Annotated in this window: 18 protein-coding genes and 1 pseudogene; 4 read left to right on the top strand and 15 right to left on the bottom strand. The window is 72.9% G+C overall.

What is annotated here, in order from left to right; genetic code table 11:
* Window positions 1-122 precede the first annotated feature (122 nt).
* From AC07AB_RS02845 to pdhA (AC07AB_RS02835), 3 genes are read right to left on the bottom strand one after another with little or no spacing between them, the layout of a single operon-like run.
* Window positions 123-1,541 (bottom strand): dihydrolipoamide acetyltransferase family protein, encoded by a 1,419-nt coding sequence (locus tag AC07AB_RS02845; protein ID WP_478558921.1) that lies wholly within the window; start codon window positions 1,539-1,541, stop codon window positions 123-125.
* Between the two features lie 22 nt (window positions 1,542-1,563).
* Window positions 1,564-2,544 carry an alpha-ketoacid dehydrogenase subunit beta gene (locus tag AC07AB_RS02840; RefSeq protein ID WP_478558918.1) on the bottom strand — a complete coding sequence of 327 codons (981 nt, stop codon included), beginning with the start codon at window positions 2,542-2,544 and terminating at the stop codon, window positions 1,564-1,566.
* Between the two features lies 1 nt (window position 2,545).
* Entirely contained in the window at window positions 2,546-3,706 is a 1,161-nt protein-coding gene (pdhA, locus tag AC07AB_RS02835) for a pyruvate dehydrogenase (acetyl-transferring) E1 component subunit alpha (protein WP_478558915.1), read from the bottom strand.
* A gap of 348 nt (window positions 3,707-4,054) precedes the next feature.
* On the opposite strand from pdhA (AC07AB_RS02835), the gene AC07AB_RS02830 reads away from it, so the two are divergent.
* The 3 genes from AC07AB_RS02830 (at window position 4,055) to AC07AB_RS02820 (ending at window position 6,633) form a co-directional block, all read left to right on the top strand.
* Entirely contained in the window at window positions 4,055-4,714 is a 660-nt protein-coding gene (locus tag AC07AB_RS02830) for a response regulator (protein ID WP_478558912.1), read from the top strand.
* A 128-nt stretch (window positions 4,715-4,842) separates the two neighbouring features.
* The gene (locus tag AC07AB_RS02825) at window positions 4,843-5,259 is read left to right on the top strand and encodes a pyridoxamine 5'-phosphate oxidase family protein (protein ID WP_478558909.1); all 417 of its coding nucleotides are present in this window, start codon (window positions 4,843-4,845) and stop codon (window positions 5,257-5,259) included.
* Window positions 5,260-5,625: 366 nt separating this feature from the next.
* Complete coding sequence (locus tag AC07AB_RS02820) at window positions 5,626-6,633, top strand: phosphotransferase (RefSeq protein WP_478559719.1); 1,008 nt, start codon at window positions 5,626-5,628, stop codon at window positions 6,631-6,633.
* A gap of 179 nt (window positions 6,634-6,812) precedes the next feature.
* On the opposite strand, the gene AC07AB_RS02815 is transcribed toward AC07AB_RS02820, so the two are convergent.
* Window positions 6,813-8,441 (bottom strand): protein kinase domain-containing protein, encoded by a 1,629-nt coding sequence (locus tag AC07AB_RS02815; RefSeq protein ID WP_478558906.1) that lies wholly within the window; start codon window positions 8,439-8,441, stop codon window positions 6,813-6,815.
* 268 nt (window positions 8,442-8,709) lie between these two features.
* On the opposite strand from AC07AB_RS02815, the gene AC07AB_RS02810 reads away from it, so the two are divergent.
* A complete protein-coding gene (locus AC07AB_RS02810; RefSeq protein WP_478558903.1) occupies window positions 8,710-10,530 on the top strand; it encodes a Stk1 family PASTA domain-containing Ser/Thr kinase in 1,821 nt (606 codons plus the stop codon).
* A gap of 192 nt (window positions 10,531-10,722) precedes the next feature.
* Here the strand turns inward: AC07AB_RS02810 and AC07AB_RS02805 are convergent, their stop codons facing one another.
* The 11 genes and pseudogenes from AC07AB_RS02805 to pdhA (AC07AB_RS02755) form a co-directional block, all read right to left on the bottom strand.
* On the bottom strand, window positions 10,723-11,289 hold the full coding sequence (locus tag AC07AB_RS02805; RefSeq protein ID WP_478558900.1) for a bacterial proteasome activator family protein: 567 nt from the start codon (window positions 11,287-11,289) through the stop codon (window positions 10,723-10,725).
* A gap of 227 nt (window positions 11,290-11,516) precedes the next feature.
* Window positions 11,517-14,492 carry an FtsX-like permease family protein gene (locus AC07AB_RS02800; RefSeq protein ID WP_478558897.1) on the bottom strand — a complete coding sequence of 992 codons (2,976 nt, stop codon included), beginning with the start codon at window positions 14,490-14,492 and terminating at the stop codon, window positions 11,517-11,519.
* Window positions 14,493-14,707: 215 nt separating this feature from the next.
* Window positions 14,708-15,349 (bottom strand): annotated as a pseudogene (locus AC07AB_RS02795) (ABC transporter ATP-binding protein); the annotation flags it as partial.
* A 473-nt stretch (window positions 15,350-15,822) separates the two neighbouring features.
* Entirely contained in the window at window positions 15,823-16,767 is a 945-nt protein-coding gene (locus AC07AB_RS02790) for a hypothetical protein (RefSeq protein ID WP_478558894.1), read from the bottom strand.
* A 399-nt stretch (window positions 16,768-17,166) separates the two neighbouring features.
* Window positions 17,167-18,144 carry an NAD(P)H-quinone oxidoreductase gene (locus AC07AB_RS02785; RefSeq protein WP_478558891.1) on the bottom strand — a complete coding sequence of 326 codons (978 nt, stop codon included), beginning with the start codon at window positions 18,142-18,144 and terminating at the stop codon, window positions 17,167-17,169.
* 87 nt (window positions 18,145-18,231) lie between these two features.
* Window positions 18,232-19,323, bottom strand: coding sequence for a potassium channel family protein (locus AC07AB_RS02780; RefSeq protein WP_478558888.1), 1,092 nt, complete (start codon window positions 19,321-19,323; stop codon window positions 18,232-18,234).
* Window positions 19,320-21,527 carry a molybdopterin molybdotransferase MoeA gene (locus AC07AB_RS02775; RefSeq protein WP_478558885.1) on the bottom strand — a complete coding sequence of 736 codons (2,208 nt, stop codon included), beginning with the start codon at window positions 21,525-21,527 and terminating at the stop codon, window positions 19,320-19,322. Before AC07AB_RS02775 ends, AC07AB_RS02780 begins: the two co-directional genes overlap by 4 nt.
* The gene (locus AC07AB_RS02770) at window positions 21,524-22,348 is read right to left on the bottom strand and encodes an NTP transferase domain-containing protein (RefSeq protein WP_478558882.1); all 825 of its coding nucleotides are present in this window, start codon (window positions 22,346-22,348) and stop codon (window positions 21,524-21,526) included. Before AC07AB_RS02770 ends, AC07AB_RS02775 begins: the two co-directional genes overlap by 4 nt.
* A 257-nt stretch (window positions 22,349-22,605) precedes the next feature.
* Window positions 22,606-24,162 carry a dihydrolipoamide acetyltransferase family protein gene (locus AC07AB_RS02765; protein WP_478558879.1) on the bottom strand — a complete coding sequence of 519 codons (1,557 nt, stop codon included), beginning with the start codon at window positions 24,160-24,162 and terminating at the stop codon, window positions 22,606-22,608.
* Window positions 24,162-25,208, bottom strand: a complete 1,047-nt coding sequence (locus AC07AB_RS02760; protein WP_478558877.1) for an alpha-ketoacid dehydrogenase subunit beta — start codon at window positions 25,206-25,208, stop codon at window positions 24,162-24,164. Before AC07AB_RS02760 ends, AC07AB_RS02765 begins: the two co-directional genes overlap by 1 nt.
* Window positions 25,205-26,380, bottom strand: coding sequence for a pyruvate dehydrogenase (acetyl-transferring) E1 component subunit alpha (gene pdhA / locus AC07AB_RS02755; RefSeq protein WP_478558874.1), 1,176 nt, complete (start codon window positions 26,378-26,380; stop codon window positions 25,205-25,207). The genes AC07AB_RS02760 and pdhA (AC07AB_RS02755) overlap by 4 nt, the downstream gene beginning before the upstream one ends.
* Window positions 26,381-26,404 lie beyond the last annotated feature (24 nt).

Below are 26,404 nucleotides of genomic sequence, written 5' to 3'. Positions count from 1 at the left end.
TACCCCCCCCCCCCCCCCCCCCCCCCCCCCCCCCCCCCCCCCCCCCCCACCCCCCCCCTCCCCCCCCCCCCCCCCCCCCCCCCCCCCCCCCCTGCGGTACGTACCGGGGACATCACCAGGCGCTAGCCCCAGGTGATCAGGCGCTTGGGGTGCTCCAGGACCGCCGCCGCGTCGGCGAGGACCTTGGAGCCCAGCTCGCCGTCGACCAGCCGGTGGTCGAAGGAGAGCGCCAGGGTGGTGACCTGGCGGGGCTTGACCTTGCCCTTGTGCACCCAGGGCTGGAGCTTGACCGCGCCGAAGGCCAGGATCGCGGACTCGCCCGGGTTGAGGATGGGCGTGCCGGTGTCGACGCCGAAGACGCCGACGTTGGTGATCGTGACCGTGCCGCCGGCCATGTCCGCCGGGCTGGTCTTCCCCTCGCGGGCGGTGGTGACCAGGTCGCCGAGCGCCGCGGACAGTTCCGGGAGGGTCTTGGCCCCCGCGTCCTTGATGTTCGGGACGATCAGGCCGCGCGGGGTGGCGGCGGCGATGCCCAGGTTCACGTACTCCTTGCGCACGATCTCCTGGTTGGCCTCGTCCCAGGCGGCGTTGGCCTCCGGGTTCCGGCGGAGCGCGACGAGGAACGCCTTGGCGACGAGCAGCAGGGGGTTCACGCGGAGCCCGGCCATGTCCGGGTCCGACTTGAGCTCCTGTACGAGCTTCATCGTGCGGGTCACGTCCACGGTGACGAACTCCGTGACGTGCGGCGCGGTGAAGGCGCTCGCGACCATCGCCTGTGCGGTGGCCTTCCGTACGCCCTTGATGGGGGTGCGGATCTCGCGCGCGGCGGTCTCCGCGGGCCGCGCGGCGGCCTCCGGAGCGGTCTCGGGCTCCGCCGGCGCCACCGCGGTGGCGGCCGCGTGGACGTCCTCGCGGGTGACGATGCCGTCCGGGCCGGTCGCGGTGACCGAGGCCAGGTCGATGCCGAGGTCCTTGGCGAGCTTGCGGACCGGCGGCTTGGCCAGCGCCCGCGCGCCCGGGGCGGGGGGCTCAGGAGCGGCGGCGGGAGCCTCCGGGGCCGCGTGCCCGTTCAGCTCCGACTGGACCGGCGCCGCCGCCGAGGAAGCCCCCGGCTGCGGCTTGCGCGCCCGGCGCTTGGTGGAGGACGGGGCCGCGCCATAGCCGACGAGCACGGCCTTGCGCCCTTCGCCCTCGCCCTCCCCGTCCTCGGCGGGTCGGTCCTTCGGCGGGTAGTACGTGGGCTGGTCCGGCACCGCTGCCGCCGGGCCCGCCCCCGGCTGGGTGTCCACCACGATGATGGACGTGCCCACGTCCACCGTCGCACCCTCGTCGAAGCGCAGTTCGTGCACGGTTCCGTCGAAGGGGACGGGCAGTTCGACGGCGGCCTTGGCGGTCTCCACCTCGCAGATCACCTGCCCGTCGGAGACGGTCTCCCCGACGGTCACGTACCACTTGAGGATCTCCGCCTCGGTGAGTCCCTCGCCCACGTCGGGCATCTTGAACTCTCGAAAACGCTGGTTGTTCGCTGTACTCGCAGTCATCGTTCGACTCCCCTCAAGCCCTTCAGTACGCCAACGCGCGGTCGACAGCGTCCAGTACCCGGTCCAGTCCCGGAAGGTACTCGTCCTCCAGCCGTGACGGCGGATACGGAGCGTGGTAGCCGCCGACGCGCAGGACCGGCGCCTCCAGGTGGTAGAAGCACCGCTCGGTGATGCGCGCGGCGATCTCGGAGCCGGTGCCCAGGAAGACGGGCGCCTCGTGGACGACGACCAGGCGGCGGGTCTTCTCGACCGACGCCTGGATGGCGTCGAAGTCGACGGGCGACATGGACCGCAGGTCGAGGACCTCGATCGACTTGCCCTCCTCCTCGGCCGCCGCCGCGGCCTCCAGGCAGGTCTTGACCATCGGACCGTAGGCCACCAGCGTCAGGTCGGTGCCCGTACGGGCCGTACGGGCGGCGTGCAGCGCGGCCGGTACGGCGGAGGTGTCCAGCTCCGACTTGTCGTGGTAGCGGCGCTTGGGCTCGAAGAAGATGACCGGGTCATCGCTCTGTATGGCCTGCTGGAGCATCCAGTACGCGTCGGAGGCGTTCGACGGCGATACGCACTTGAGGCCCGCGACGTGCGCGAAGAGGGTCTCGGGGGATTCGCTGTGGTGCTCGACGGCGCCGATCGCGCCGCCGTAGGGGATGCGGATGACGACCGGCAGTTTGATCTTGCCCAGCGCGCGGGCGTGCATCTTGGCGAGCTGGGTGACGATCTGGTCGTACGCGGGGAAGACGAACCCGTCGAACTGGATCTCCACGACGGGGCGGTAGCCGCGCAGCGCGAGGCCGATCGCGGTGCCGACGATGCCGGACTCGGCGAGCGGGGTGTCGATGACCCGGTCCTCGCCGAAGTCCTTGTACAGGCCGTCGGTGACGCGGAAGACGCCGCCGAGCTTGCCGACGTCCTCACCCATGATCAGGACCTTGGGGTCGTTCTCCAGCGCGGTGCGCAGGGAGGCGTTGATCGCCTTGGAGATCGAGAGCTTCTCGGCAGCCATGTCAGTTGCCCTCCTCGGCGAACGACGCCTGATAGGCGGCGAACTGGGCGCGCTCCTCGTCGACGAGCGCGTGCCCGTCGGCGTAGATGTGCTCGAAGATCGCCATGTTGTCGGGGTTGGGCATGTTCCGTACGGCGTCGCGCACCCGCTTGGCGAGGGCGTCGCTCTCGGTCTCCAGGGCCGCGAAGAACTCCTCGTCCGCGTGGCCGTCCTTCTCCAGATACGTCTTCAGCCGCAGGATCGGGTCCTTGGCCTCCCACAGCTCGCGCTCCTCGTCCCGCCGGTACTTGGTCGGGTCGTCGGAGGTGGTGTGGGCGCCCATGCGGTACGTGAACGCCTCGACCAGCATCGGGCCCTGCCCCGTACGGGCGCGCTCCAGGGCGGCCTTGGTGACGGCGAGGCAGGCGAGGACGTCGTTGCCGTCGACGCGCACGCCGGGGAAGCCGTAGCCCTGCGCGCGCTGGTAGAGCGGCACGCGGCTCTGCTTCTCGGTGGGCTCGGAGATGGCCCACTGGTTGTTCTGGCAGAAGAAGACGACGGGGGCGTTGTAGACGGAGGCGAAGGTGAAGGACTCCGCCACGTCGCCCTGGCTGGACGCGCCGTCGCCGAAGTAGGCGATGACGGCCGAGTCGCCGCCGTCCTTGGCCACGCCCATCGCGTAGCCGGTGGCGTGCAGGGTCTGCGCGCCGATGACGATCGTGTAGAGGTGGAAGTTGTTCTCGTTCGGGTCCCAGCCTCCGTGGTTGACCCCGCGGAACATGCCGAGCAGGTTGGCCGGGTCCACCCCGCGGCACCAGGCGACGCCGTGCTCCCGGTAGGTCGGGAAGACGTAGTCGTCGGGGTTGGTGGCCCGCCCGGAGCCGATCTGGGCGGCCTCCTGGCCGAGCAGCGAGGCCCACAGGCCCAGCTCGCCCTGGCGCTGGAGCGTGGTGGCCTCCGCGTCGAAGCGCCGGGTGAGCACCATGTCGCGGTAGAGGCCGCGCAGCTCTTCGGGGGAGATGTCGATGGAGTAGTCCGGGTGCTCGACCCGTTCGCCTTCCGGCGTCAGCAGCTGTACCAGCTCCGGGCCGTCGGCCGGGGTCTTCGCGCTGTCGGCCGGCTTCTTCGCGCTGTCGCGCTTGCTGCTGCGGCGCGGCTTGCGCGCCGTGCTTTCCGCGGTCACGTGTGCTCCTCCGTCTGTCCGACCCCCGGGGTCGCCGGTGGCCGGAGGGGGTCCCTCCCACCGTGAGGTGGGGGAGGCTCGCTCGGTGTCCGACGGCACACAGGGTGGGTGTGCCGAGGCCGGAACCGGGCGTGACAGGCGCCCCGGCGAATGGCCTGCAACAGGCACGTTACCCAGTGCGTCACAACTCTGCGAAACCCCATCTGACCTGCGATTTTGCTTGGATTTCCAAGTAAATCGGGAAAGCGGGGAAACACCACTGGTCACAGCCTTGCAGGCAGCCGGAACGTCGGCACGTTATCCCGAGTAACAAGAGCAGGGGAAGACTTCGTGTGTGAGACTGAGTTCGTGCGCGAACATGGAAAAATCACTGTATTTCTACTCGATGACCACGAAGTCGTCCGGCGCGGAGTCCACGAGATGCTCTCCGTCGAAGAGGACATCGAGGTGGTCGGCGAGGCCGGTACGGCGGCGGACGCGCTGGTGCGTATTCCGGCCACTCGACCCGATGTCGCGGTGCTCGACGTGCGGCTGCCGGACGGCAGCGGGGTCGAGGTGTGCCGCGAGATCCGTTCGCAGGACGAGGACATCAAATGTCTGATGCTGACTTCCTTCGCCGACGACGAGGCCCTTTTCGACGCGATCATGGCAGGCGCCTCCGGCTATGTTCTCAAGGCGATCCGCGGCAATGAGCTGCTGTCCGCGGTACGAGACGTGGCGGCCGGGAAATCCCTGCTCGACCCCGTCGCCACCGCGCGCGTCCTGGAAAGGCTGCGCGACGGCAATACCCCCAAGGGAGACGACCGCCTCGCGGGCCTGACCGAGCAGGAACGCAAGATCCTCGACCTGATCGGCGAGGGCATGACCAACCGCGCCATCGGCGAGCGGCTGCACCTCGCCGAGAAGACCATCAAGAACTACGTCTCCAGCCTGCTCTCCAAACTGGGCATGGAGCGGCGGTCGCAGGCCGCCGCGTACGTCGCCCGGCTTCAGGCCGAAAAGCGCTGACTTCCGGCGGGGCATCCCGCGGCACCCGTCCCAAACCGCCCCAGTACGCCGCAATCGGGACCAACGTCCCTGACCAAAAGGGCGGGTGTCCCTACTTGGCCCGTACCAAGGCGGGCAGAGTAGTCCCTATGCCCACCCACGAATATCGAGCGATCGAACTCCTCGGCCGCACCCCCTACGGCCGGGTCTCGGTGAGCATGCGCGCCCTCCCGTTCGTCACCGTCGCCCGCCACATCGTCGTGGGCGAGCACGTCATGCTGCGGCTGCACAGCGGATTCGGCTACGCGCGAGCGTGCGACGGCAGCGTCGTCGCGTACGGCGCGGACAACATCAGCGACGGCGACGCCCAGGTCTGGGCCGTGCAATTCGTGGGCACCGCCCGGATCTTCACCCCCGGCACGCACGAGCTGGAGCTCTTCGGAGCGGCCCCGCGCACCGCCGACGGCGTGCCCTTCGATCCCACATATCTGTGCATCGAACCGCAGTTCATCACCGTTCACCACCTCGGAGACGTCCCAGCGCGACGACCCGTGCACTCTGTGTGATCTACGATCTGGCACGTGCCACGCTCACTTGTCGCCCCCGCCGGGGCCCTTCCCCATGCCCCCGCCCGGGCCCCCAGCCGCACCCCCGCCCCGGACCGGAGCGCCGCCGCCCCGGGCCGCAGCGGACCAGCCCAGGGCCGTAGCGGACCCGCTCAGGGCGGCAGCGGACCAGCCCAGGGCCGTAGCGGACCCGCTCAGGAGCGAGGCGCCCCCGCTCAAGACGATCAAGGCGTCAGTGGGACCGCTCAGGGGCATGGCGCTCCCCCTCATGGCGGCAGCGGACCCGCTGAGAGCCGCGGTGGCCCCGTCCGCGATGGCCCCGTCCGCAGTGGACCCGACGGACCCGACAGCGGCACCCTGCGCGCCCTGCTGCGCCGCTACGACCGCGTCGGCGAGGCCCTGACCTGCGAGCCCCTGACACAGGGCCTGCTGAACCGCGGCTACCGCCTGGCCACCACCCGCGGCCGGTTCTTCCTCAAGCACCACCTCGGCGCCGACGGCGCCGCCGACCCCGCCGCCATCGCGCGCCAGCACCACGCGACCCTGCGCCTCGGCGCGCTCGGCCTGCCGGTCGCCCCGCCCGTCGCCGACGGCGACGGCGGCACCGTCACCGTCATCGGCGGCCGCTGCTACGCCCTGCACCCCTGGGTCGAGGGCCGGCACCGCGACGGCGCCGAGCTGTCGGGGCCGCAGTCGCGGCGCCTGGGCGCGCTGCTCGGCCGGGTGCACACCTGCCTCGAAGAGGTCATGCCGGGCCCGCAGGAGGGCGCTGAAGGCGCCCCGCACCCCCCGCACCCCCAGGACACGGCGGCGACGCCCGAGGACACCTACGCCCTCATCGAAGAGCTGCTGGAGCTCGTACGCCGCCACCCGCGCGACGTCTTCGGCGAGCTGGCCGAATACCGCCTCGTCGAGCGCCGCGCCCTCCTGGAGCACCACGCCCACCGGCGCCCCGCGCCGTCCGCGACCCCCGCCCGGGGCTGGGTGCACGGCGACTTCCACCCCCTGAACCTCCTCTACCGGGGCGGCGAACCGGCCGCGATCGTCGACTGGGACCGGCTCGGCGTCCAGCCCCGCGCGGAGGAGGCGGTACGCGCCGCGGCGATCTTCTTCGTACGGCCCGGGGGCACCCTGGACCTCGCGAAGGTACGCGCGTACGCGCGCGCGTACCGGGCGACGGCGGGCGCCGACAGCGCCGAACTGGCGGCCGCGGCGCACCGGGTGTGGTGGGAGCGGCTCAACGACTTCTGGATGCTGCGCTGGCGCTACCAGCTCGACGACCACCGCGCCGCCCCCGGATTCCCGGCGGCGTCGGCCCTGTCGGTGTGGTGGACGCGCGAATACGCGGCCGTACGCGGGGCGTTCTGCGATTGAGGGCGACGCAACGGGCGGCCTGAGCGTGCGTACGAAAAAGCCGGGGGACGAAATGACGGGGAACGAAAGCCGGGGGACGAAAAAGCCGGGGGCGGCGCCATGCGGCGCTGCCCCCGGCTCTCCGGCCGGTCTCGTGTCGTCAGTCGACTTCGGCAGTCGTCAATCGACTTCGTCAGTCGTCAGTTGTCGTCGCTTCCGGAGCCGTCGCCCCCGCCGCCCGTCTTGCCCGGGTCGGGGTCGCCTCCCGGCGGCGGGGTCTGGTGGCCGCCGGTCGGGTTCCCCGTCGGGTGGTTGCCGTCGTCGGGGGAGGTCGGCGGCGACGTGGGCTTGCCCGTCGAGTGCGTCGGGTCGGTGTTCGGCGGCGGCGTGGTCGTGTGGTGCGTCGGCCCCTTCGTGGAGTGGTACGTCGGGTAGCCGCCCTCGCTCTGGCCGTCGGATTCGCCGGTGGGGTTGCCCTCCTCGTACGTGTTCGTCGGCTCATCCGACGGCGTCCGGGAGGTCTCCTCGCTCGGCGACTGCGTGACGGTCGGGCTCGGGGTCTGCTTCGGCTTCTTGCCGGTGCCCGAGTTGAGGTTGTTCATCGCGATGACCACGCCGACCGTGATGGCGATCACCGCGAGGGCCGCCAGCAGCCAGATCTTGCCCCGGCCGCCCCCGTTGCGAGGAGGCCCGGAGCGCCCGTCGAAGCCGGCGTCGTCCCCGCCGCCCATGCCCGGCGGCAGGATCCGCTGCTGCGAGGTGTCGCCGTGCTGGGCGTGCGGCATGGCCGTGGTGCCCGCCATGCCCATACCGGGCGTCCCGGACGCCATGTGGGCGACGGGGCCGGTGTCCCAGGTGCCGGTGTGGCCGCCCGCGTCGTTCAGCATCTGGAGCCCGTACTGGACCAGCCCGCGCATCTCCTCCGCGCTCTGGAACCGGTCGTCCGGGTCCTTCGCGAGCGAGCGCATGACGAGCCCGTCGAGCTCCGGCGGCACATCGGCGGAGACCTGCGACGGCGGCACCGGGTTGTCCTGCACGTGCTGGTAGACCACCGACAGCGGCGTCTCGCCGGTGAAGGGCGGGCGCAGCGCGAGGAGTTCGTAGAGCAGGCAGCCGGTGGCGTAGAGGTCGGAACGGGCGTCGACGGTCTTGCCGAGCGCCTGCTCCGGGGAGAGGTACTGCGGCGTGCCCATCACCATGCCGGTCTGGGTCATCGTGGAGGCCGCGCCGTGCAGGGCACGGGCGATGCCGAAGTCCATCACCTTGACCGCGCCGCTGTGCGTGATGATCACGTTGGCGGGCTTGATGTCGCGGTGCACGATGCCGTGCTGGTGGCTGTAGGCGAGGGCTTCGAGCACGCCGGAGACGATGATCAGCGCCTGCTCCGGCGGCGGGGCCTCCGCGTTGAGCAGCAGCTCCCGGATGGTGCGGCCCTCGACCAGCTCCATGACGATGTACGGCACGACGCTGGGGCCGCCGGCGCCGTAGCCGCCCTGCGTGGTGACCGTGTCCTCGCCGGAGTCATAGACGGCGACGACGGCGTGATGGTTCAGTCCTGCTACGGACTGGGCCTCGCGTGTGAAGCGCGCTTTGGAGACCGGGTCCTCGGCGAGATCGGCGCGGAGCAGCTTGACGGCGACCGTACGGCCGAGCCGCACGTCCTCCGCGGCGAAGACCTCCGCCATGCCGCCGCGGCCGAGGCGGCCGGTCAGGCGGTACCGGCCGTCGCCTACGAGCCCACCGTTGCCCCACAACTCCGGCGAATCAGGCAGGCCCGCCCCGGTGGCGTCCGGGTCGGACGGCTCCTGGGCGTTATGCGTCTGTGCCATCAGTCCTCGCCGTCGATATCTGCCCGCTCGCGTGGGGGGCGGTACGGTCTTTCGTTAAGGCACGCTACAGGCTTCGCGCCGCCCGCCGATCCCTGATGGGCGGGTCATCCGACCTGTCGCGGCCCGGGCGAGGCAAATCTCGTGACGGCTTCTCGCACATCCGGTCACGGAACGGGCACGTGGCTTGACGTGTCGGTGGCCTGGGGCAGACTTGGCCGCGGTACAGAGGATCAGTACATCAGGCAGTGCGCCAAGGGGGAAGTCGACAATGAGCCAGGACGGCGCACGGGGCCGCTATACGCACCGCGCGATCGCGGGCGGCCGTTACCAGCTGCGCGACCTGCTCGGCGAAGGCGGCATGGCCTCTGTGCACCTGGCGCACGACACGGTGCTGGACCGGGATGTCGCGATCAAGACCCTCCACACCGAGTTGGGGCGCGAGGCGTCCTTCCGCGAGCGGTTCCGCCGCGAGGCGCAGTCGGTGGCCAAGCTCACGCACACCAACATCGTCTCGGTCTTCGACACCGGCGAGGACGAGTTGGACGGTTCGACGATGCCGTACATCGTCATGGAGTACGTCGAGGGCCGGCCGCTACGCTCCGTGCTCGACGCGGATGTCCGGCAGTACGGCGCGATGCCCACCGAAAAGGCGCTCAAGATCACAGCCGATGTGCTGGCCGCGCTTGAGGTCAGCCACGAAATGGGCCTGGTCCACCGGGACATCAAGCCCGGCAACGTGATGGTGAACAAGCGCGGCATCGTCAAGGTCATGGACTTCGGCATCGCGCGCGCCATGCAGTCCGGCGTCACCTCGATGACCCAGACCGGCATGGTCGTCGGCACCCCTCAGTACCTCTCCCCCGAACAGGCGCTGGGGCGCGGCGTCGACGCCCGTTCCGACCTCTACTCGGTCGGCATCATGCTCTTCGAGCTGCTGACCGGGCGGCTGCCCTTCGACGCGGACTCGCCGCTGGCCATCGCGTACGCGCATGTGCAGGAAGAAGCGGTGGCACCCTCCGCCATCAACCAGTCGGTCCCCCCGGCCGTGGACGCGCTGGTCGCCCGCGCCCTGAAGAAGAACCCGAACGAGCGCTTCCCGAGCGCCGAGGCGATGCGCGACGAGTGCGCCCGGGTGGTCGGCACGGCGCAGGCCGGCAACACCCCGCTGATCATCTCGGGCGGCCCGCCGGCGCACAGCGGCGCCGGTGTGGGCTCGGCGGTCTTCCCGCCGGTCGGCGGGCCGGTGCCGCCCGCGCACGGCGTGCAGACGCCGTACCAGCCCGCTCCGCCCACTCCGCCCGTACAGCACGGGCAGCACGGGCAGCCCGCGCAGCAGTACGGAGGCGGCTTCGGGCCCACCGCGCCGCCGCCCGCGCACCCGGCGCAGGCCGCGCACCCGCAGCAGGGCTACGGCTACCCCGGCCCGCCCACCCCGCCGCCGTACACGATGAGCCCGCAGCCCCCCGCGCCGATCCCGGCGGGCGGCGGGCGGCGCGGCGGGAGCCGGGGACTGATCGTCGCCGTGGCCGTGGTGGCGGCGCTGGCCGTCGGCGGCGTGTTCGTCGCGATGTCGATGAACAAGGAAGACGGCAAGGGGAACCAGGCCGGGCACAGTGACGGCGGTGGCAACGGCGGCAGCAACGGCAACAGCGGCGGCAACGGTGGCGGCGACAGCGACAGCGGTGGCAACGGTCCCGGGACGAACAATTCCGGCGCGAACGGAAACGCGAACGGGAACGGAAACGGGAACGGCGGGGGCTCCGACGCGGGCCCTGACGGGGCCGACACCGCGGTCAAGCAGGGCGACCAGACCAAGACCATCAACAAAGAGAAGTGCACAGCCGCGTACGGCTACTTCAACGACAAAAAGAAGAAGACCGCGCCCGACCTCAAGTTCGCCTACATCAACTCGGTGAAGGACTGTCTCACCGCCGCGGGCTGGCGCTACCGCGTCGAGTACACGGACGAGAACACCTGGGGCAAGGGCACCGTGATGAGCCAGACCCCCGCCAACGGCGACCCGTTCGACCCGAATTCACCCAGCGAGCGGTTCGTCCTCACGGTCTCCACGGGCAAGGCCGCGCAGTAGGGCGGAGGGGCGCGCGGCGGGGACGCGGCTGCGCCTGCGTGTGAGGCCCGGCGGGCCGGACATCACAGGCAGGCGCAGTACTGGCGGTAGCGGTCGTCGCTGGTCAGCTGATCGCAGTTGTTGAGCGTTGAGCTGCTGAGCTGCTGAGCTGCTGAGCTGCTGAGCTGCTGAGCTGCTGAGCTGCTGAGCTGCTTAAAGATACGGGCCGGAGCGCGCACCGCCGCCCTGCTGGAGGCCGCTCTCCTCTTCCTCACCGAGACTCACACCGGGCGGCAGCGCGCGGCGCATCTGCTCCAACTGGGCGCGCGCCGCCATCTGCTGGGCGAACAGCGCGGTCTGGATGCCGTGGAAGAGGCCCTCCAGCCAGCCCACCAGCTGGGCCTGGGCGATGCGCAGCTCCGCCTCGGTGGGGATCGTGTCGTCGGTGAAGGGCAGCGAGAGCCGCTCCAGCTCCTCGACGAGCTCGGGCGCGAGCCCGTCCTCCAGCTCCTTGACCGAGCTGGCGTGAATGTCCTTGAGCCGGACCCGGCTCGCCTCGTCCAGAGGTGCCGCCCGTACCTCCTCCAACAGCTGCTTGATCATGCTGCCGATGCGCATGACCTTCGCGGGTTGTTCCACCATTTCCGTCACCGGGACCTCGCGCGACTCGTCGTCGCCCTCCCCGCCGCCGGGGTTGGCGCTGCCGAGAGCCATCCCGTCCGGGCCTACCACCAGGACCTGCGGGCTCTCCTGCGACCGTTCACTCCTCGGCATATCCATGCCGCCATTCTCTCGCACCCGAACCTCCCCACATTGGTGCCCCCGAATGCGCCTGATCCACCACCGTGCGCCCCTCTATGTCAATTTTCGTCGCTGCTGCCCCAGGCCGCACGCCACGGCGCCTGTCCGAGGCCGCGCGCCGCGGCTGACTCCGGTCCTTCCCGGTCGCTTCCGGTCCTCCCCGGTCGTCCCACATCCCTCCCCGGCCGTCCCACATCACCGCCGTCTCAGGTCGCGCGCCGCGGCGCGAGCAGGCGTGAGCGCGTGCAGAGGGCCGCGAGCAGCCCGGCCAGCACCGGGACGCCCACCGCGAGGGCCGCGAGCGTCGGCCAGGGCAGTTCGATGGGGGTGTACGAGGAGGACATCGGGTTCTTGCGCAGGTGCGCGAGGGCGTGCTGTCCGTCGGCGAGCCGCAGCGCGACGGCGGGCAGCACCCCGGTGACCGTGCCCAGCAGTACGCCCATCCCGGCGACCACCGCGCACTGGAGCCCCGTATACAGCCGCCGTACCCGGGGCGGCGCCCCGACCGCGCCGAGCGTGGTCAGGTCGGCCTCGGCGTCGGCCTTGGCGAGCCCGGTGGCGATGGCGGCGGCGCCGATGGTGACGATGCCCGCGAAGACGGCGAGCATGAGCAGGGCCGCGTCGTCCTCGCCCGGGTAGCCGCGCTCGACGTAGAGGTTGGTGGCCGCGTCGCCGTGGGCCAGCTCGGTGTCGGCCCGCTGCTGCTCGGCCCTGGTCGGGGTGCGGCTGACGGGGTAGAAGGAGCCCGCGGGGGCGGTGTGCAGGCCCAGCCGGTGCGCGAGGGAGGCGGGCAGCACGAGCCGGATGCCGGGCGTGGCCGCGTAGGAGGCGGGGGCCGTGTACGTGGCCAGGGAGACGTGCGTCGGCTTCTGGCCCTCACGCGGCCCGGCCGGTCCGCTGTGCAGCCCGGTGATCTTCAGCGTGAGGCGGCCGTTCCGTGCGTACGCGGGGTTGAGCAGCACCGGCCGGCCCTCGGCCAGCGCCCGTTCGGCCACCGGGTCGCGCAGTCCGATGTAGTCGCGCAACAGGCGCGCGTCCCCCACGACCATGCGGTCGTCCATGTCGCCGACCATCGAATACGGACTGTCGGAGTCCACGCACCGCGGGGTCCGCATCAGCTCCCGGTGCTCCGCCGCGCTCAGCCCGGCGGCGATCCGCGCGCCGTCCGGGCCGCGCAGCGGACACTCGTTGCCCCTGGGCCGGACCAGCTCGATGGAACCGCACTCCACCCTCTCCCGCGCGTAGCAGTCGCCGCCCGCCCACACGCGCTCGACGTCGGCGCGCTCGCCGGAGACCGGAAGAAGGTGTTCCACGGTCCGTCGCAGCGCGGGCAGCGCCTTCTCCGGGTGACCGCCCTGATCGGCGTACGCGTCCACCATCAGCGCGACCGTGCGGGGCTTGAGGCTCGGCACATAGCCGAACCGTTCCTCCGCCTGCTGGCTCACCGAGTACGTGGCCACCGCGACCGTGCCCGCCACCGCGGCCATCACGGCGGACACGGCGGGCGCGGTACGGCCCCGGTTGCGGGCCGCGTCGCGCAGCGCCAGCCGCGGCGTCAGCGGCAGCCCGCGGCCGATCCGCCCGCAGGCCCCGACCAGCGTCGGCACCAGCGCCAGCATCCCCAGCTCGGCGATCACCGAGCCCGCCGCCACGACGAGCGAGTCCAGCCCGGTCAGCGCGGCTACGACGGCCAGCCCCGCGCCCAGCAGCAGCGCCGCGAGCCCGAGCACCGGGAGCGTACGAGAGGACCGGCGCACCCCGCGCCGGTCCGTCAGCGAGGCCAGCACGGACTGCCGGGCCGCGACGACCGCGGGTGCCAGCGCCGCGAGGACGCCCGTCAGCAGCCCGGTCGCGCCGATGGCCAGGAGCTCCAGCGGACGGATGTCGATCACCCCGAAGCGCCGCCCCGACCACTGCTCGATCACCGGTCGGCACAGCGCGGTCAGCCCGAGCCCGCCGGCCACCCCGAGCGCGGCCCCCACCGCGCCCAGCACCACGCCGCCGGCCAGCACCACCGCCCGTACCTGCCCGCGGTCCCCGCCGCACACCCCGACCAGCCCGAGCTGGCGGCGGGAACGGCGCGCGCCGACCGCGAAGGCCGGCCCCGCGAGCAGCACGATCTCCAGCAGGGCCAGCGCGCCGACCACGGCCAGGTACGCGTTGCGCCAGGTGACGATGCCCGTCTCCCCGTACGAACCGTCGTAACCGGAACCCGATCCGAGGTCCATGATCCGCGCCGCCGGGACCTCGGCCTCCGGCGGCGGGTCCAGGGCCACCTGGCGGGAGTAGACGACCGCGCCGCGCCGGTTGGCGGCGAGCACGTCGCCCCACGCCACGCCGTGCCCCTTGGCCGTGACGTAGTACTCCTTGTCCGAGGGGTGCGGCGGCGCGGCGACCGCGTCGCGCTTCGCCTGCGCCCGCCAGGGGGCGATGACGGCGCCCGGGTCGGCGAAGAGCAGTTCGTTCTTCAACCCGCCCGGCAGCTCCAGTTCCCCGGTGATCCGGAACACCCGGTTCAGTCCCTTGACCTTGGTCCGCGAACCCACATGCAGTCCCGACGCTTCGAGATAGGCGCCGGTGGCTGCCATCTCGTCCGGCCCGGAGGGGAAGGTCCCTCGGTTGAGACGGACTTTGCCGCGCATCATCGCGTCGGCGACGCGCAGCTCGCGGATGGTGGAGCGCTTGAGGCCGTGGGCGCTGTGGACCATCCCGTCGACGTCCTGCGAGGTGAGGACGCGGGCGCCGGGGGGCAACGCGGCGGGGACGTCGACGGGGCGGGGGTCTATGGGGGCGATGGTGCTGTCGGTGCCGTCGTCAGTGTCGTCGCCGGTGTATTCGTCGTCGCCGTCGTCGCTGCCGTCGTCGCTGCCTTGGTGGTGGTAGTCCGAGGGCCTGCCGTACCGCTGCGCGTTCGGCGTCTGGATCAGGGGGACGGGCCCGAGTCCTCCATCGGTGAACCGCGCGTCGGCCGCGCCCAGCGACCGGTCCACCGTCTCCGCACGCGTCGGGGTGCCGCTGCGGTAGACGACGTCGGCCGCGGTGACGGCGAGGACGGGCAGCGCGATCATCGCCACGACCAGGGCGCTACGGGCCTTGGCCCGCAGCGCGTCCCGGCGGGCGATGCGCAGGGCGGCGCGCCAGGCGGGGAGGTTGGGGAGGCGCAGGGCGGGGAGCCGGATCACCGGGCGGTCCTGCGGGTGGGCGGCTGGTCGGTCGGGGGCTGGCCGGTGGTGGGGTGGGCATCCGGCGACTGGTCGGCCGCGCGCTGGGCCTCTGCGGGCTGGGCCTCGCTCCGCTTCCCTTCGCCACGGCCGTATCCGCCGCGGTCGGCGCGGTCGGCGCGGTCGGCGCGGTCGGCGCGGTCGGCGCGGTCGGCGCGGTCGGCGCGGTCGGCGCGGTCGGCGCGGGCCGTCAGCGTCTGATCGACCATCGTGCCGTCGCGCAGATACACGACCCGGTCCGCCCAGGCCGCGTACCGCGGCTCATGCGTCACCATCACCCCCGCCGCGCCCGCGTCGCAGCGGGCCCGGAGCAGGGCGAGCACGGCCTCTCCGGTCTGGGAGTCCAGAGCGCCCGTCGGCTCGTCGGCCAGGACCAGCCGGCGGTCGCCCACCAGGGCGCGCGCGATGGCCACCCGCTGCTGCTGGCCGCCCGACATCTCGTCCGGGAAGCGGTTGGCGACCTCGGTGAGGTTCAGTTCCGCGAGCGACTCCATGGCCTCCCGCCGGGCCTTGCGCAGCGGCAGTCCGTCGAGCTCCCGGGGGAGGGAGATGTTCTCGGCGGCGGTGAGCGCCGGAATGAGGTTGTAGTCCTGGAAGACATAGCCGATGGAACGGCGCCGGGTGGCGGCCAGCGCACCCCGGCTGAGCTGCGCCAGGTCCTGCCCCTCGACGAACACCTGCCCGGTGGTCGGCGCGTCCAGCCCCCCGGCGAGGGTCAGCAGCGTCGACTTGCCGGAGCCGGACGGGCCCATGACGGCGACGAGTTCGCCGGGCATGACACTGAGGTCCACACCGCGTAGGGCGTGGACCTCGGTCATACCGGTGCCGTGGATTCGGGTGAGCTCCTTGAGCTCCAGAACGGCGTCGCGCGAGGAGCGCTCACGCCGCGCGGCCCGCGCGCCTCGGGAGAGCCGCGTGCCTCGGGAGAACCGCGCGCCTCGGGAGGGCTGCGGCCGGGCCGCCTGTCCCTTCCCTGGCTCTTGTCCCCGCCCTCTCTTCTTCCCCCCTCCGCTCTGCTCCCTCGCCTTCGGTGTCGCCTTCGATATCACCCTCGATATCGCGTTCGGCTCTGGTGGCTGAGCGGACATGGTGCGGTGTTCCCCTTGGGTGGGTCGGACCCGCCGCGCAGGCCACCTGGTCAGAGCGGCCGCGGCGGGTCGGTATACCACGCATGTATACCCGCTTTGCGCTGTTCGAGGTAGATCCGATCCACCGCCCCTCGGCCGGGCGCGGCCGCCGCCGGTCCGGCGCGGTCACCGCCGTCGCGAACGCTGCCCCGGCGGTCGCACGGTCAGTGCCGCCTGAGCCGCAGGCCGATGAAGGCCAGCCCGAGCCCGGTGAAGGCCATGCCCGTGCCGAGCGGCAGTACGCGCATCACACTGCCGGTGGGCGAGGGTGCGGCCGCCGTGTCCTGCGAGGCGTTGGCGGCGGGGCCGGGCGCGTACGGCGGGCGTACCGATGGCGACAGAGCAGGCGTCGACGGCCCGACCAGCGCGTACTGCTCCCGCGGCGGCCCATGCGGCCGCCACCCGGCCCCGGCGTGATCGTCCCTGGTGAGCGGGGGTGTGGGGCTGGGCGACGGCTTGTCGCGGGTGGGGGTGGGGGAGGGGGAGGCGGTCGGGGTACGGCTGGGGGTTGAGGTGGGGGTGGGGGGCGCGGACGTCGGCGAGGCCGTGGAGGCTGTGGTGACCGAGGACGTGGGAGTGCCGGGTGTACTGGGGGAGGCTGGAGTGCTCGGGGAGGTTGGAGCCTCCGGGGTGCGGCGGGCGTCGTCCGGCGAGGACGAGCGTCCCGGGTGCGTACGGCCCTCCCCGGCACGGCCTCCCGCGAACCGCCCGTCGCCGGGGGTGGGCACGGCGACGGGCGAGTTGGCGGAGGGGCCTGGTCCGTAAGGGCGTATCGCCGCGTCCGGAGGTGCCACCGCGTCTGGCCGTACCGTCACCGAGCGCCGGTCCCCCGCGCCCGTCGGCGCCGCCTCGCGGGGGCGTCCCGTCGCGCCCGTACGTACCGCCGTACTCGCCCGTACCGTCCGTACTGTCCGCACCGCCACGCTCGTACGTACCTCCGTACTCGTACGCACCGCCGTGCCCGTACGTACCGCGGCCGGGGTCGACGACCGTTCGGCGGCGGGCGCGGCGGAAGCGGCGAGTGCGGCGGGTCCGAGGAGCAGCGCGGCGCAGAGCCCTCCGACGTTCAACAGGCCGACCGCGGGGAGCGAACGAAGTGCTGGAGCCACGGCTGTACGCCTCCCGTGCCGGGCCGTCATGTCCGGTCTCAGAGTCACATGTCGCGACAGAACCGGCATCTCGGACGCACCGTCCGCCCCCCGGCAATCGACCGGTTCCCCACTGCCCGGCCACGCGTACCTCGTGGCTTCGGCGCGGTGTCTTCAGAACGGGCCCCAGCGCGAGTTCGGGCCGGCCGGCGGGCTCACGCGCAGGTCTTCGGCGCGAGTCCGGGCCGGCCGGCCCGGGTTCAGGTCGTCAACGCGAGCCCGGGCCGACGGGCCCGCGCTCAGGTCTCCAGCCGCGGGTTCAGGACGACCGGCCCGCGCTCAGGTCTTCAGCGCGAGCTCAGGCCGACCGGCGCCCGCGCTCAGATCGCCCGCCGCGAATTCCGGCCGACCGACCAGCGCTCAGGTCGTCAGCAACAGCTTGCCCACGTGCGAGCTGGCCTCCAGCACCTCGTGCGCCTGGGCCGCCTCGCTCATCGGAAGCGTGCGGTCCACCACCGGCTTCACGCGGCCACCGGCGATCAGCGGCCACACGTGTTCGCGGACGGCCGCGACGATCTCCGCCTTCTCCTCGTGCGGCCGGCCGCGCAGCGACGTCGCCGTGACCGAGGCCCGCTTGGTGAGGAGCGCGCCGAGGTTCAGCTCGCCCTTGCGGCCGCCCTGGAGGCCGATGATCACCAGTCGGCCGTTGACGGCGAGGGCCTGTACGTTCCGGTCGAGGTACTTCGCGCCGACGATGTCGAGGATGACGTCCGCGCCCGCGCCTCCGGTCGCCTTCGCCAGTTCCTCGACGAAGTCCTGCTCCCGGTAGTCGATGAGGATGTCCGCGCCCAGTTCCCGGCAGCGCTCCAGTTTCGCCGCCCCGCCCGCCGTGACGGCGACGCGCGCGCCGACCGCCTTGGCCAGCTGGATGGCCATCGTGCCGATGCCGCTGGAACCGCCGTGCACGAGGAGCGTCTCGCCGGGCCGCAGGTGGGCGGTGAGGAAGACGTTCGACCACACGGTGGAGGCGACCTCCGGCAGCCCGGCGGCCGTGACGGTGTCGACGCCCTCGGGCACGGGCAGCAGTTGCCCGGCGGGTACGCACACCTTCTCGGCATACCCGCCGCCCGCCAGCAGCGCGCACACCTCGTCGCCGACCGCCCAGCCGCCCACGCCGGGACCCAGCGCGGCGATCCGGCCCGAGCACTCCAGGCCCGGGTAGGGGGAGGCGCCGGGCGGCGGATCGTAGAAGCCCTGCCGCTGCATCACATCGGCGCGGTTGACCGCACTGGCCACGACCTCGACCAGCACTTCGCCCTCGCCGGGCACGGGGTCCGGAACCTCGGCCCAGACCAGGGCCTCGGGTCCACCGGGTTCAGGAATGGTGATCGCATACATGCTCGCGAGGCTACTCCGGGGCGGCGGGCGCGTCCTGGGACCCGCTCCACGCGCCCGCGACGCCCCGCGCCGACCCCCGGCCGGCGGCTACCGCAAGGCTCCCGGCCGGGCCCGTACGATCGTGATCAAGCGGTCCGTGGCCTTGAGCGGGCTCGCGTCCGGGTCGTCGTAGCCGAGCAGCCGGTGGCCGCGCAGTACGGACACGACGAGGTCGTCCATATCCCGTACGGACCTGCCGACCTCGGCCTTCACCACCGGCCGTTCCACTATGTCGAGGCCGCTGCCCTGCTGGATCAGGTCCTCCATGACCGTGCCCGCGCTCGGGCTCAGCACGGACAGCCCCAGCAGCCGCCCGGCCGCGCTCGCGCTCGTGATCACGGAGTCCGCCCCGGACTGGCGCAGCAGCGGCGCGTTCTCCTCTTCACGCACGGCGGCGACGATGTTCGCGGCGCGGTTGAGCTGACGCGCGGTGAGCGTGACGAGTACGGCCGTATCGTCGCGCTGCGTCGCGATGATGATCTGCCGCGCCTTCTCGACCTCGGCGCGCAACAGCACGTCGCTGCGCGTCGCGTCGCCGACGACGCCCGCGTAACCGTGCCCGATCGCCGACTCGATCGCCTTCGGACTCGGGTCGACGACCACGACCCGCTCCTTGGCCAGCCCGGTCGCGCATATGGTCTGCACGGCCGACCGGCCCTTGGTGCCGAAACCGACGACGACGGTGTGATCGCGCAAGGCGGACCTCCAACGGGTAAGACGCCACTGCTCACGGGTGCGCTCGGTGAGGACCTCAAGGGTGGTGCCGACCAGAATGATCAGGAAAAGGACCCGGAGCGGCGTCACGAGCAGCACGTTGGAAAGCCGGGCGCTGTCGCTGTACGGGACGATGTCGCCGTATCCGGTGGTGGAGAGGGTGACGGTGGAGTAGTAGACGGCGTCGAGGAAATCGACGCTGCCGTCGGCGTTGTCGTGGTAGCCGCCGCGGTCCGCGTAGACGATGAAGACCGTCGCGACCATCACGAGCAGCGCCATGAGCAGCCGGCGTACGACCTGCCGCAACGGCCCCACGGGCTGCCGGGGGAGTTGGACCCGGTAGCCCGTGTTCTGGGCATCGGGGTGCGCGGCGTGGGGCTCACTGGGGTCCTGCCGGGCGGCCGCGTCGTGGGCGGGCAACTTCACGAGAGGGCTCCGGAGTCGGGGCCGAACGACGGCGGGGCGTTCAGTCGGCCCGGGGCGTCCAGCCTGTTGCGTTCTTCGCTCGGCCGTTCATACGGCCGCTCGTACGGCTGTTCATGCGGCTGTTCATGCGGCTGTTCATGCGGCTGTTCCTGCGGTCGTTCGGTCGGCCGTTCACATTGCCGTTCCTGCGGGCGTCCACCTAGCCATTCTCGCGGCCGCTCCTGCGACCGTTGCCGCGGGTCCGGCTCGTACGCCCAGCCCAAGTCATCCGCAGCGTCCTGCCGCCCCTGCCCGCCCGGTTCCCCCGGGCCGCCCGACCCGCCCGGTCGCCCAGGTCTGCTCGTACCGCCCGCCCGATCCTGCCTGTCGGGACCGCCGGAAACGCCCTGCCTGTCGGGCCCGCCCAAAACGCCCTGCCTGTCGGGCCCGTCGAAGGTGCCCTGCCAGTCCGGCGCGCCCAGCCCGCCGGACCCGCTCGCCTCGCCCGCCTCGCCCGAACCACTGACAGCGAAATGGGCATCGACGACAGCCACAGTGCCGTCGCCCCCCACACCCCACGGCAGATCCAGCGTCTCGACCGCGGCACCGCGCTCCGCCCCGCCCGGCGGGATGACCGCGAGCGCGTCGGCGGCGGCGATGCCGCGGAGCATGGCGGGGCCGTGGAACCGCAGCGGCCGCACCTCGTCCTGCTGATAGACGACGGGGAGGAGGCGCGTGTCATCGGGGTGGCCGTGGACGGCTTCGGTGAGCGGCGCGCGGTACGGGGCCGGGGCCACGCGGCCCGCGAGCGTACGCAGCAAGGGGTCGGCGAGGGTCAGCAGGCCGGAGACGGCGGCAAGGGGGTTGCCGGGGAGGCCGATGAGGAGGCGGTGCGGTACGAGACGGGAGAGGAGCATGGGGTGCCCGGGACGTACCGCGACGCCGTCCACGAGGGGCTCGGCGAAGACGCGGCGCAGCGTCGGGTGAACGTAGTCGACCGGCCCGGAGGCGGTGCCCCCGGTGGTGACGATCACGTCGGCGCCGGAGGCCGCGACGGCCTCGTACAGCGCTTCGGAGTCGTCCTTGAGATGGCGGGTGGCGATGACCTCCGCGCCGAGCGACCGCAGCCAGGGGGCGAGCATCGGGCCGAGGGCGTCGCGGATGCGGCCCTCACGGGGCAGGCCCTCGTCCAGCAGTTCGTCACCCAGTACGAGCACCTCGACCCGAGGCCGCGATACGACGCGCAGCGCGTCGTACCCGGCCGCCGCCGCCATCCCCACTACGGCCGGCGTCACGAACGTATGCGCCGGCAGGAGATGGTCGCCCCTGCGGCACTCCTGGCCGCGCGGGCGGATGTCCTGACCGGTGGTCACGGACCCGGTCGCGTGGAGCCAGGCCGCCTCGCCCGCCGCGCCCGGCCCCGAGACGGTGCCGTGCTCGCTGCGCAGGACGGCGGTCGCGCCGGGCGGTACGCGGGCGCCGGTGGCGATACGGACCGCACGGCCGTCGGGGAGCGGTTCGGTACGGGCGTGACCGGCGAGGATGCCGGGGCCGTCGGCGGCGATCCGCCAGGGGCCGGGGCCCGCGACGGTCCAGCCGTCCATGGCGGAGGTGTCGAAGGAGGGCAGGTCGGTGAGGGCGGCGAGGGGTTCGGCCAGTACGTGGCCGAGCGCGTCGGCGAGGCCCTTCACCACTGGTTCCAGGACGTGCGCCGCCCGTACCGCACGGGTACGGGCTTCGGACCAGGGCAGGTTGGCGGGCGGAGCGGGGGTGTGCCGGTCGTCGGTGAGGTCGGTGAGGTCGGCGAGATGGGGGAGGTCGGTGAGGTCGGCATAGTCGGCGTGGTCGGCGCCGGGGTCGCCTCCTGACGCGGGGTCAGGTGCGGTATGCGGACGCGTACGGGCCTCGGAGCCGGTCTCCGTAGCTGTAGTAGCGCCCCCCTCCGTCCCACTGGTTCCGCTGATCTCACTGGCCTCACTGGCCTCACTGGCACCGTCTTCGGTGCTGGTGCCGGTGTTGAGGCCGCCCTGCCAGGGGCCGCCGGAACCGCCGGAACCGCCTGAGCTGTCGGAACCGCCTGAGCTGTCGCGAACTCCACAGGCGGGCCCTCGCTGGCCCTCCCCGCTCCCGCCCGCCGCCCTCCGGCCGTCCCGGTCGTCGGACAGCAGGGCCAGTGCCTCATCCGCGGCACGGTCCAGTGCGGCGTCGGCCTCCCGGTCGCTCATTCCGGCTCTTCGGCCCAGCGCGTCGCGAGCGCCGACGCCTTGCGCGTCGCCTCGGCGAGCGCTTCGGCCCCGCCGCCCTGCTGGGCGGCGGCGTAGCCGACGAGGAAGGTGGTCAGCGGCGCGGCGGGGCGGGCCACGCCGTGCGCGGCGTCACGCGCGAGATCGAGGAGGGCGACCGTGTCGACATCGAGTTCGATGCCCAGCTCGGCCTTGACTGCGGCAATCCATTCATCCAACACATTCCCATCGTCCCTGATCCGCGCGCGTGCTGCGGTGATGTCCTCCCAGGTGTCGCAGTCGAGTGAGGCCGTGGGGTGCGGCAGTCGGGTGAGCGCGAGCCCGGCGGTGAGCAGCCGCAGCGGCAGCCCGACGAGCGAGCCGTGCTCGGCGGCGAGCAGCGCGAGCCCCTTGCGCAGGGGTTCGGCACGGTAGGCGGCGACGAGCGGCTGATCACGCCCGTCCGGGTCGGCGAGCAGCGCGCCTTCGTGCCCGTCGACGGCGGCGAGCAGCCCGCGTACCGTCTCGCCGTCCAAGAACGGCAGATCGGCGGAGAGCACGACCACGGTCTCGGCCCGTACGCACCGCAGCCCGGCCGCGAGCGCCGCGACGGGCCCGCCGCCGGGCGGCTCTTCCCGCGTCCATGTCACCGCGGCGGGGGTGGGCCGCGGAGGACCCACGACGACGACGCTCCCGGCGTCCGCGCAGGCGCCGAGCACCCGGTCCAGCAGGGTCCGCCCGCCTACGCGCACCGAGGGCTTGTCGACCCCGCCCAACCTCCGCGCCGCGCCACCGGCCAGCACTACGGCGTCGTAACCACTCATACCCCGAGTATCGCCACCCCCGAGCCTCCCCCGGCCCCTGTCCCCCACCAACCCGGAACTTTCCCCCTTCCCCAGGCCGGAACGCCGCCCCGCCGCTTCACCGGAGGCCGGCGCCACCGGACGGCAGCGGCGCCGGAGGCCAGCGGCCGGAAGGAAAGTGCCGGACGGCAGCGGGGCCGAAGGGGAGCGGCGGAGGAAGGTGATGGAGGTGGAGGTGGAGGTGGAGGAAGGCGATGGAGGTAGAGGAAGGTGACGGCTCAGAGCGACCGCAGCAGCACCGCCGGACGTTCCACGCAGTCGGCCACGTACCGCAGGAAGCCCCCGGCGGTGCCCCCGTCGCAGACCCGGTGGTCGAAGGTGAAGGACAGCTGCACCACCCGCCGGACCGCCAACTCGCCGTCCGCCACCCACGGTTTGGCCGCTATCCGGCCCACGCCCAGCATCGCCGCCTCGGGGTGGTTGATGATCGGCGTGGAACCGTCCACCCCGAACACCCCGTAGTTGTTCAGCGTGAACGTCCCGCCCGTCAGCTCCGCCGGGCTCAGCGAACCGGACCGGGCCGCCTCCGTGAGCCGGGCGATCTCCTCGGACAGCGACACCGCGTCGCGCGCCTGCGCGTCCCGCACGACGGGTACGACCAGCCCTCGTTCCGTCTGCGCGGCGAACCCCAAGTGCACGTCCGGCAGCCGCACGATCTCCCGCGCGTCCGAGTCCACCCGGGCGTTGAGGTCGGGGTACCGCGCGAGCCCTGCCGTGCAGATACGGGCCAGAACGGCGAGCAGCGAGACCTTGGGGCCGTCGGCCGCGTTCATCGCGGCCCGCGCGGCCAGCAGTTCGGTCGCGTCCGCGTCGACCCAGCACGTCGCGTCGGGGATCTCCCGGCGGCTCCGCGCCAGCTTCTCCGCCACCGCTCCCCGCACCCCCCGAAGCGGTACGCGCTCCACATCCCTACGGGGCGCCGCACCCGAAGCACCCGGAGCAGCCGCAGCACTGCCCACCGGCCGCGCGCTCTCCCGCGCCGCCGTCTCCTGTTTCTCCTGAACCGCGCCCTCGACATCCGAGCGCAGGATCAGCCCCTCCGGCCCGGACCCGGCCACCTCCCGCAGGTCCACTCCGCGCTCCCGCGCGATGCGCCGCACCAACGGCGAGATCACCGCCACAGGACCGGTCGCCGAGACGGGGGCCAAGCCGGTAGCGGAACCAGACTCCGAGCCCGTAGCGGAACCCGCACCCGTACCCCCATCCGCACCCGCACCCACACCCGCACCCACGCCCGTATGGCTGATGGCGCGCTCAGGGCCACCGTCCGCCGGAAGTTGTCCGGCCGGGAGCTGACCGGCCGAGGACTGACCGGCCGAGGGCCGTCCGGCCGAGGGGCGGAGTCGGCGGCGACGTGCCGCCGGGGCCGCCGTGCCGTATCCGACGAGCACATTGCCCGACCCCTCACCGCCGCCCGGACGCCCACCGGCGTCCGCTCCGGCCGCTCCCACGGCCGCCCCCTTCGCCGCCCCCGCACCAGCGCCCGTACGAGCGGAACCGCCCCCGGAACCGCCCCCGCCCCCGGCCCGCTCCCCCACCGCGACCGTCAACAGGGGTGCGCCCACCGGCCGTTCCGTGCCCTCGTCGCCGAAGCGGGCCGTCACCACGCCGCCGTACGGACACGGCACCTCGACCATCGCCTTGGCCGTCTCCACCTCCACCACCGGCTGGTCCACGGCGACCACGTCGCCGACTTCGACGAGCCAACGGACGATCTCCGCCTCCGTGAGCCCCTCGCCGAGGTCCGGCAGGGTGAACTCGCGCACCACGGCCATCACCGAACACCGTCCTCGGTCCACTCGGACTCCCACTGCAACCGGGCGACGGCGTCCAGCACCCGGTCCACTCCCGGCAGATGGTGCCGCTCCAGCATCGGCGGCGGATACGGGATGTCGAACCCCGCCACCCGCAGCACCGGCGCGTCCAGATGGTGGAAGCACCGCTCCGTGATCCGCGCGGCGATCTCCCCGCCCGGCCCGCCGAATCCGGGCGACTCATGGACGACGACGGCCCGCCCGGTGCGCCGTACGGACGCGCACACCGTCTGCTCGTCGAAGGGCACCAGCGAGCGCAGGTCGACGACTTCCAGGTCCCAGCCCTCGGCGGTGGCCGCCTCGGCCGCCTCCAGGCACACGGGTACGGACGGGCCGTAGGTGATCAGCGTCGCGGACGTACCGGGCCGCCGTACGGCCGCCCGGCCGATCGGGTCCACCGGCTCCGGCCGGTCGGCGGACCAGTCGGCCTTGGACCAGTAGAGGCGCTTCGGCTCCAGGAAGACGACCGGGTCGTCGGAGGCGATAGCGGCTCTGAGCAGCCCGTACGCGTCGGCGACGGTGGCGGGGGCGACCACGTGGAGGCCCGGTGTGGCCATGTAGTACGCCTCGGAGGAGTCGCTGTGGTGCTCGACCCCGCCGATGCCGCCGCCGTACGGCACCCGAACGGTGATCGGCATCGGCAGCGCGCCGCGCGTCCGGTTGCGCATCCGGGAGACGTGGCTGACCAGCTGCTCGAACGCCGGGTAGGCGAAGGCGTCGAACTGCATCTCCACGACGGGCCGCAGCCCGTACATCGCCATGCCCACGGCGGCCCCGAGGATGCCCGCCTCCGCCAGCGGGGTGTCCGTACAGCGGTCCTCGCCGAACTCCTTGGCCAGTCCGTCCGTGACCCGGAAGACCCCGCCGAGCGTGCCGACGTCCTCGCCGAGCACATGGACGGTCGGGTCCTCGGCCATGGCGTCCCGCAGCGCCCGGGTAAGCGCCTGCCCCATCGTGGCGGGCTTGCGGGCGGTGCCGCGCGCTGTCTCCACTGCCGTGGTCGTCATCGTCGCTCCCCCTCTGACGGCTCCCCGGACGGCTGCTCCGCCGGATCGGACGGCTGCTCGGCTGCCAGCTCGTCCCGCAATTGGGCTGCCTGCTCGCGCAGTTGCGCGGTCTGTTCCGCATAGACGTCCGCGAAGAGGTCCATCGGGTCGAGCGCGGGGTCGTCGTTCATCCGGTCACGCAGGTCGGCGGCCATCCGCTCGGCGGCGTCCCGTTCGGCCTGTATCCCCTCGTCGTCGATCAGGCCGCGCCTGGTCAGCTCCCCCTCCAGCAGCGCGATCGGGTCGTGCGCGCGCCACGCCTCGACCTCGGAGTCGGCGCGGTAGCGGGTGGCGTCGTCCGCGTTGGTGTGGGCCTCCACGCGATAGGTGACGGCTTCCACCAGGGTCGGGCCGCCACCGCCGCGGGCCCGCTCGACGGCCTCGCCGAGCACCGCGTGGACGGCGGCCGCGTCGTTGCCGTCCACGAGCCGGCCGGGCATGCCGTAGCCGACCGCCTTGTGGGCGAGGGAGGGGGCCGCGGTCTGCTTGGCGAGGGGCACGGAGATCGCGAAGCCGTTGTTCTGCACGAAGAAGACGACCGGGGCCCGCCAGACCGCGGCGAAGTTCAGCGCCTCGTGGAAGTCGCCCTCGCTGGTGCCGCCGTCGCCGACCATGGCGAGCGCCACGACCTCGTCCCCCGCCAGCCGCGCGGCGTGCGCGAGCCCCACGGCGTGCGGCAGCTGGGTGGCCAGCGGCGTGGAGAGCGGGGCGACGCGCTGCTCGCGCGGGTCGTACCCGGTGTGCCAGTCGCCGCGCAGCAGCGTCAGCGCCGCCACGGGGTCCAGGCCCCGGGCGACGACGGCGAGGGTGTCGCGATAGCTGGGAAAGAGCCAGTCCTGGTCACGGAGCACGAGGGCCGCCGCGACCTCGGACGCCTCCTGGCCGGTGGAGGAGGGGTAGACCGCGAGCCGGCCCTGCCGGGTGAGGGCGGTGGCCTGGGTGTTGTAGCGGCGGCCGCGCACGAGCTGCCCGTACAGCCGGCGCAGCAGCTCCGGGTCCAGGCCCTCGGCGGCGTCGGTGCCCAGCAGGCGGTACGGCTCCGCGTCGGGCAGCAGGGGCGCGGGGTCGGTGCGAGGCTGCCAGGCGGGCGGCGGTGTGGGCCGGTAGGAGCCGGGCTGCTCAAGGACCGTCATGTCGAGCACCTCCTCGTATGGGCG

The sequence above is a fragment of the Streptomyces sp. NPDC044033 genome (assembly GCF_056434425.1).
Note: the sequence above shows the minus strand (reverse complement) of the source record. Positions and strands in the feature narration are given on the sequence as shown.

Coding starts and splice junctions, on each gene's coding strand:
- AC07AB_RS02845 (WP_478558921.1), bottom strand. CDS start 1,541: ATGACTGCGAGTACAGCGAACAACCAGCGTTTTCGAGAGTTCAAGATG.
- AC07AB_RS02840 (WP_478558918.1), bottom strand. CDS start 2,544: ATGGCTGCCGAGAAGCTCTCGATCTCCAAGGCGATCAACGCCTCCCTG.
- AC07AB_RS02825 (WP_478558909.1), top strand. CDS start 4,843: ATGCCCACCCACGAATATCGAGCGATCGAACTCCTCGGCCGCACCCCC.
- AC07AB_RS02815 (WP_478558906.1), bottom strand. CDS start 8,441: ATGGCACAGACGCATAACGCCCAGGAGCCGTCCGACCCGGACGCCACC.
- AC07AB_RS02810 (WP_478558903.1), top strand. CDS start 8,710: ATGAGCCAGGACGGCGCACGGGGCCGCTATACGCACCGCGCGATCGCG.
- AC07AB_RS02805 (WP_478558900.1), bottom strand. CDS start 11,289: ATGGATATGCCGAGGAGTGAACGGTCGCAGGAGAGCCCGCAGGTCCTG.
- AC07AB_RS02785 (WP_478558891.1), bottom strand. CDS start 18,144: ATGTATGCGATCACCATTCCTGAACCCGGTGGACCCGAGGCCCTGGTC.
- AC07AB_RS02775 (WP_478558885.1), bottom strand. CDS start 21,527: ATGAGCGACCGGGAGGCCGACGCCGCACTGGACCGTGCCGCGGATGAG.
- AC07AB_RS02770 (WP_478558882.1), bottom strand. CDS start 22,348: ATGAGTGGTTACGACGCCGTAGTGCTGGCCGGTGGCGCGGCGCGGAGG.
- AC07AB_RS02765 (WP_478558879.1), bottom strand. CDS start 24,162: ATGGCCGTGGTGCGCGAGTTCACCCTGCCGGACCTCGGCGAGGGGCTC.
- AC07AB_RS02760 (WP_478558877.1), bottom strand. CDS start 25,208: ATGACGACCACGGCAGTGGAGACAGCGCGCGGCACCGCCCGCAAGCCC.
- pdhA (WP_478558874.1), bottom strand. CDS start 26,380: ATGACGGTCCTTGAGCAGCCCGGCTCCTACCGGCCCACACCGCCGCCC.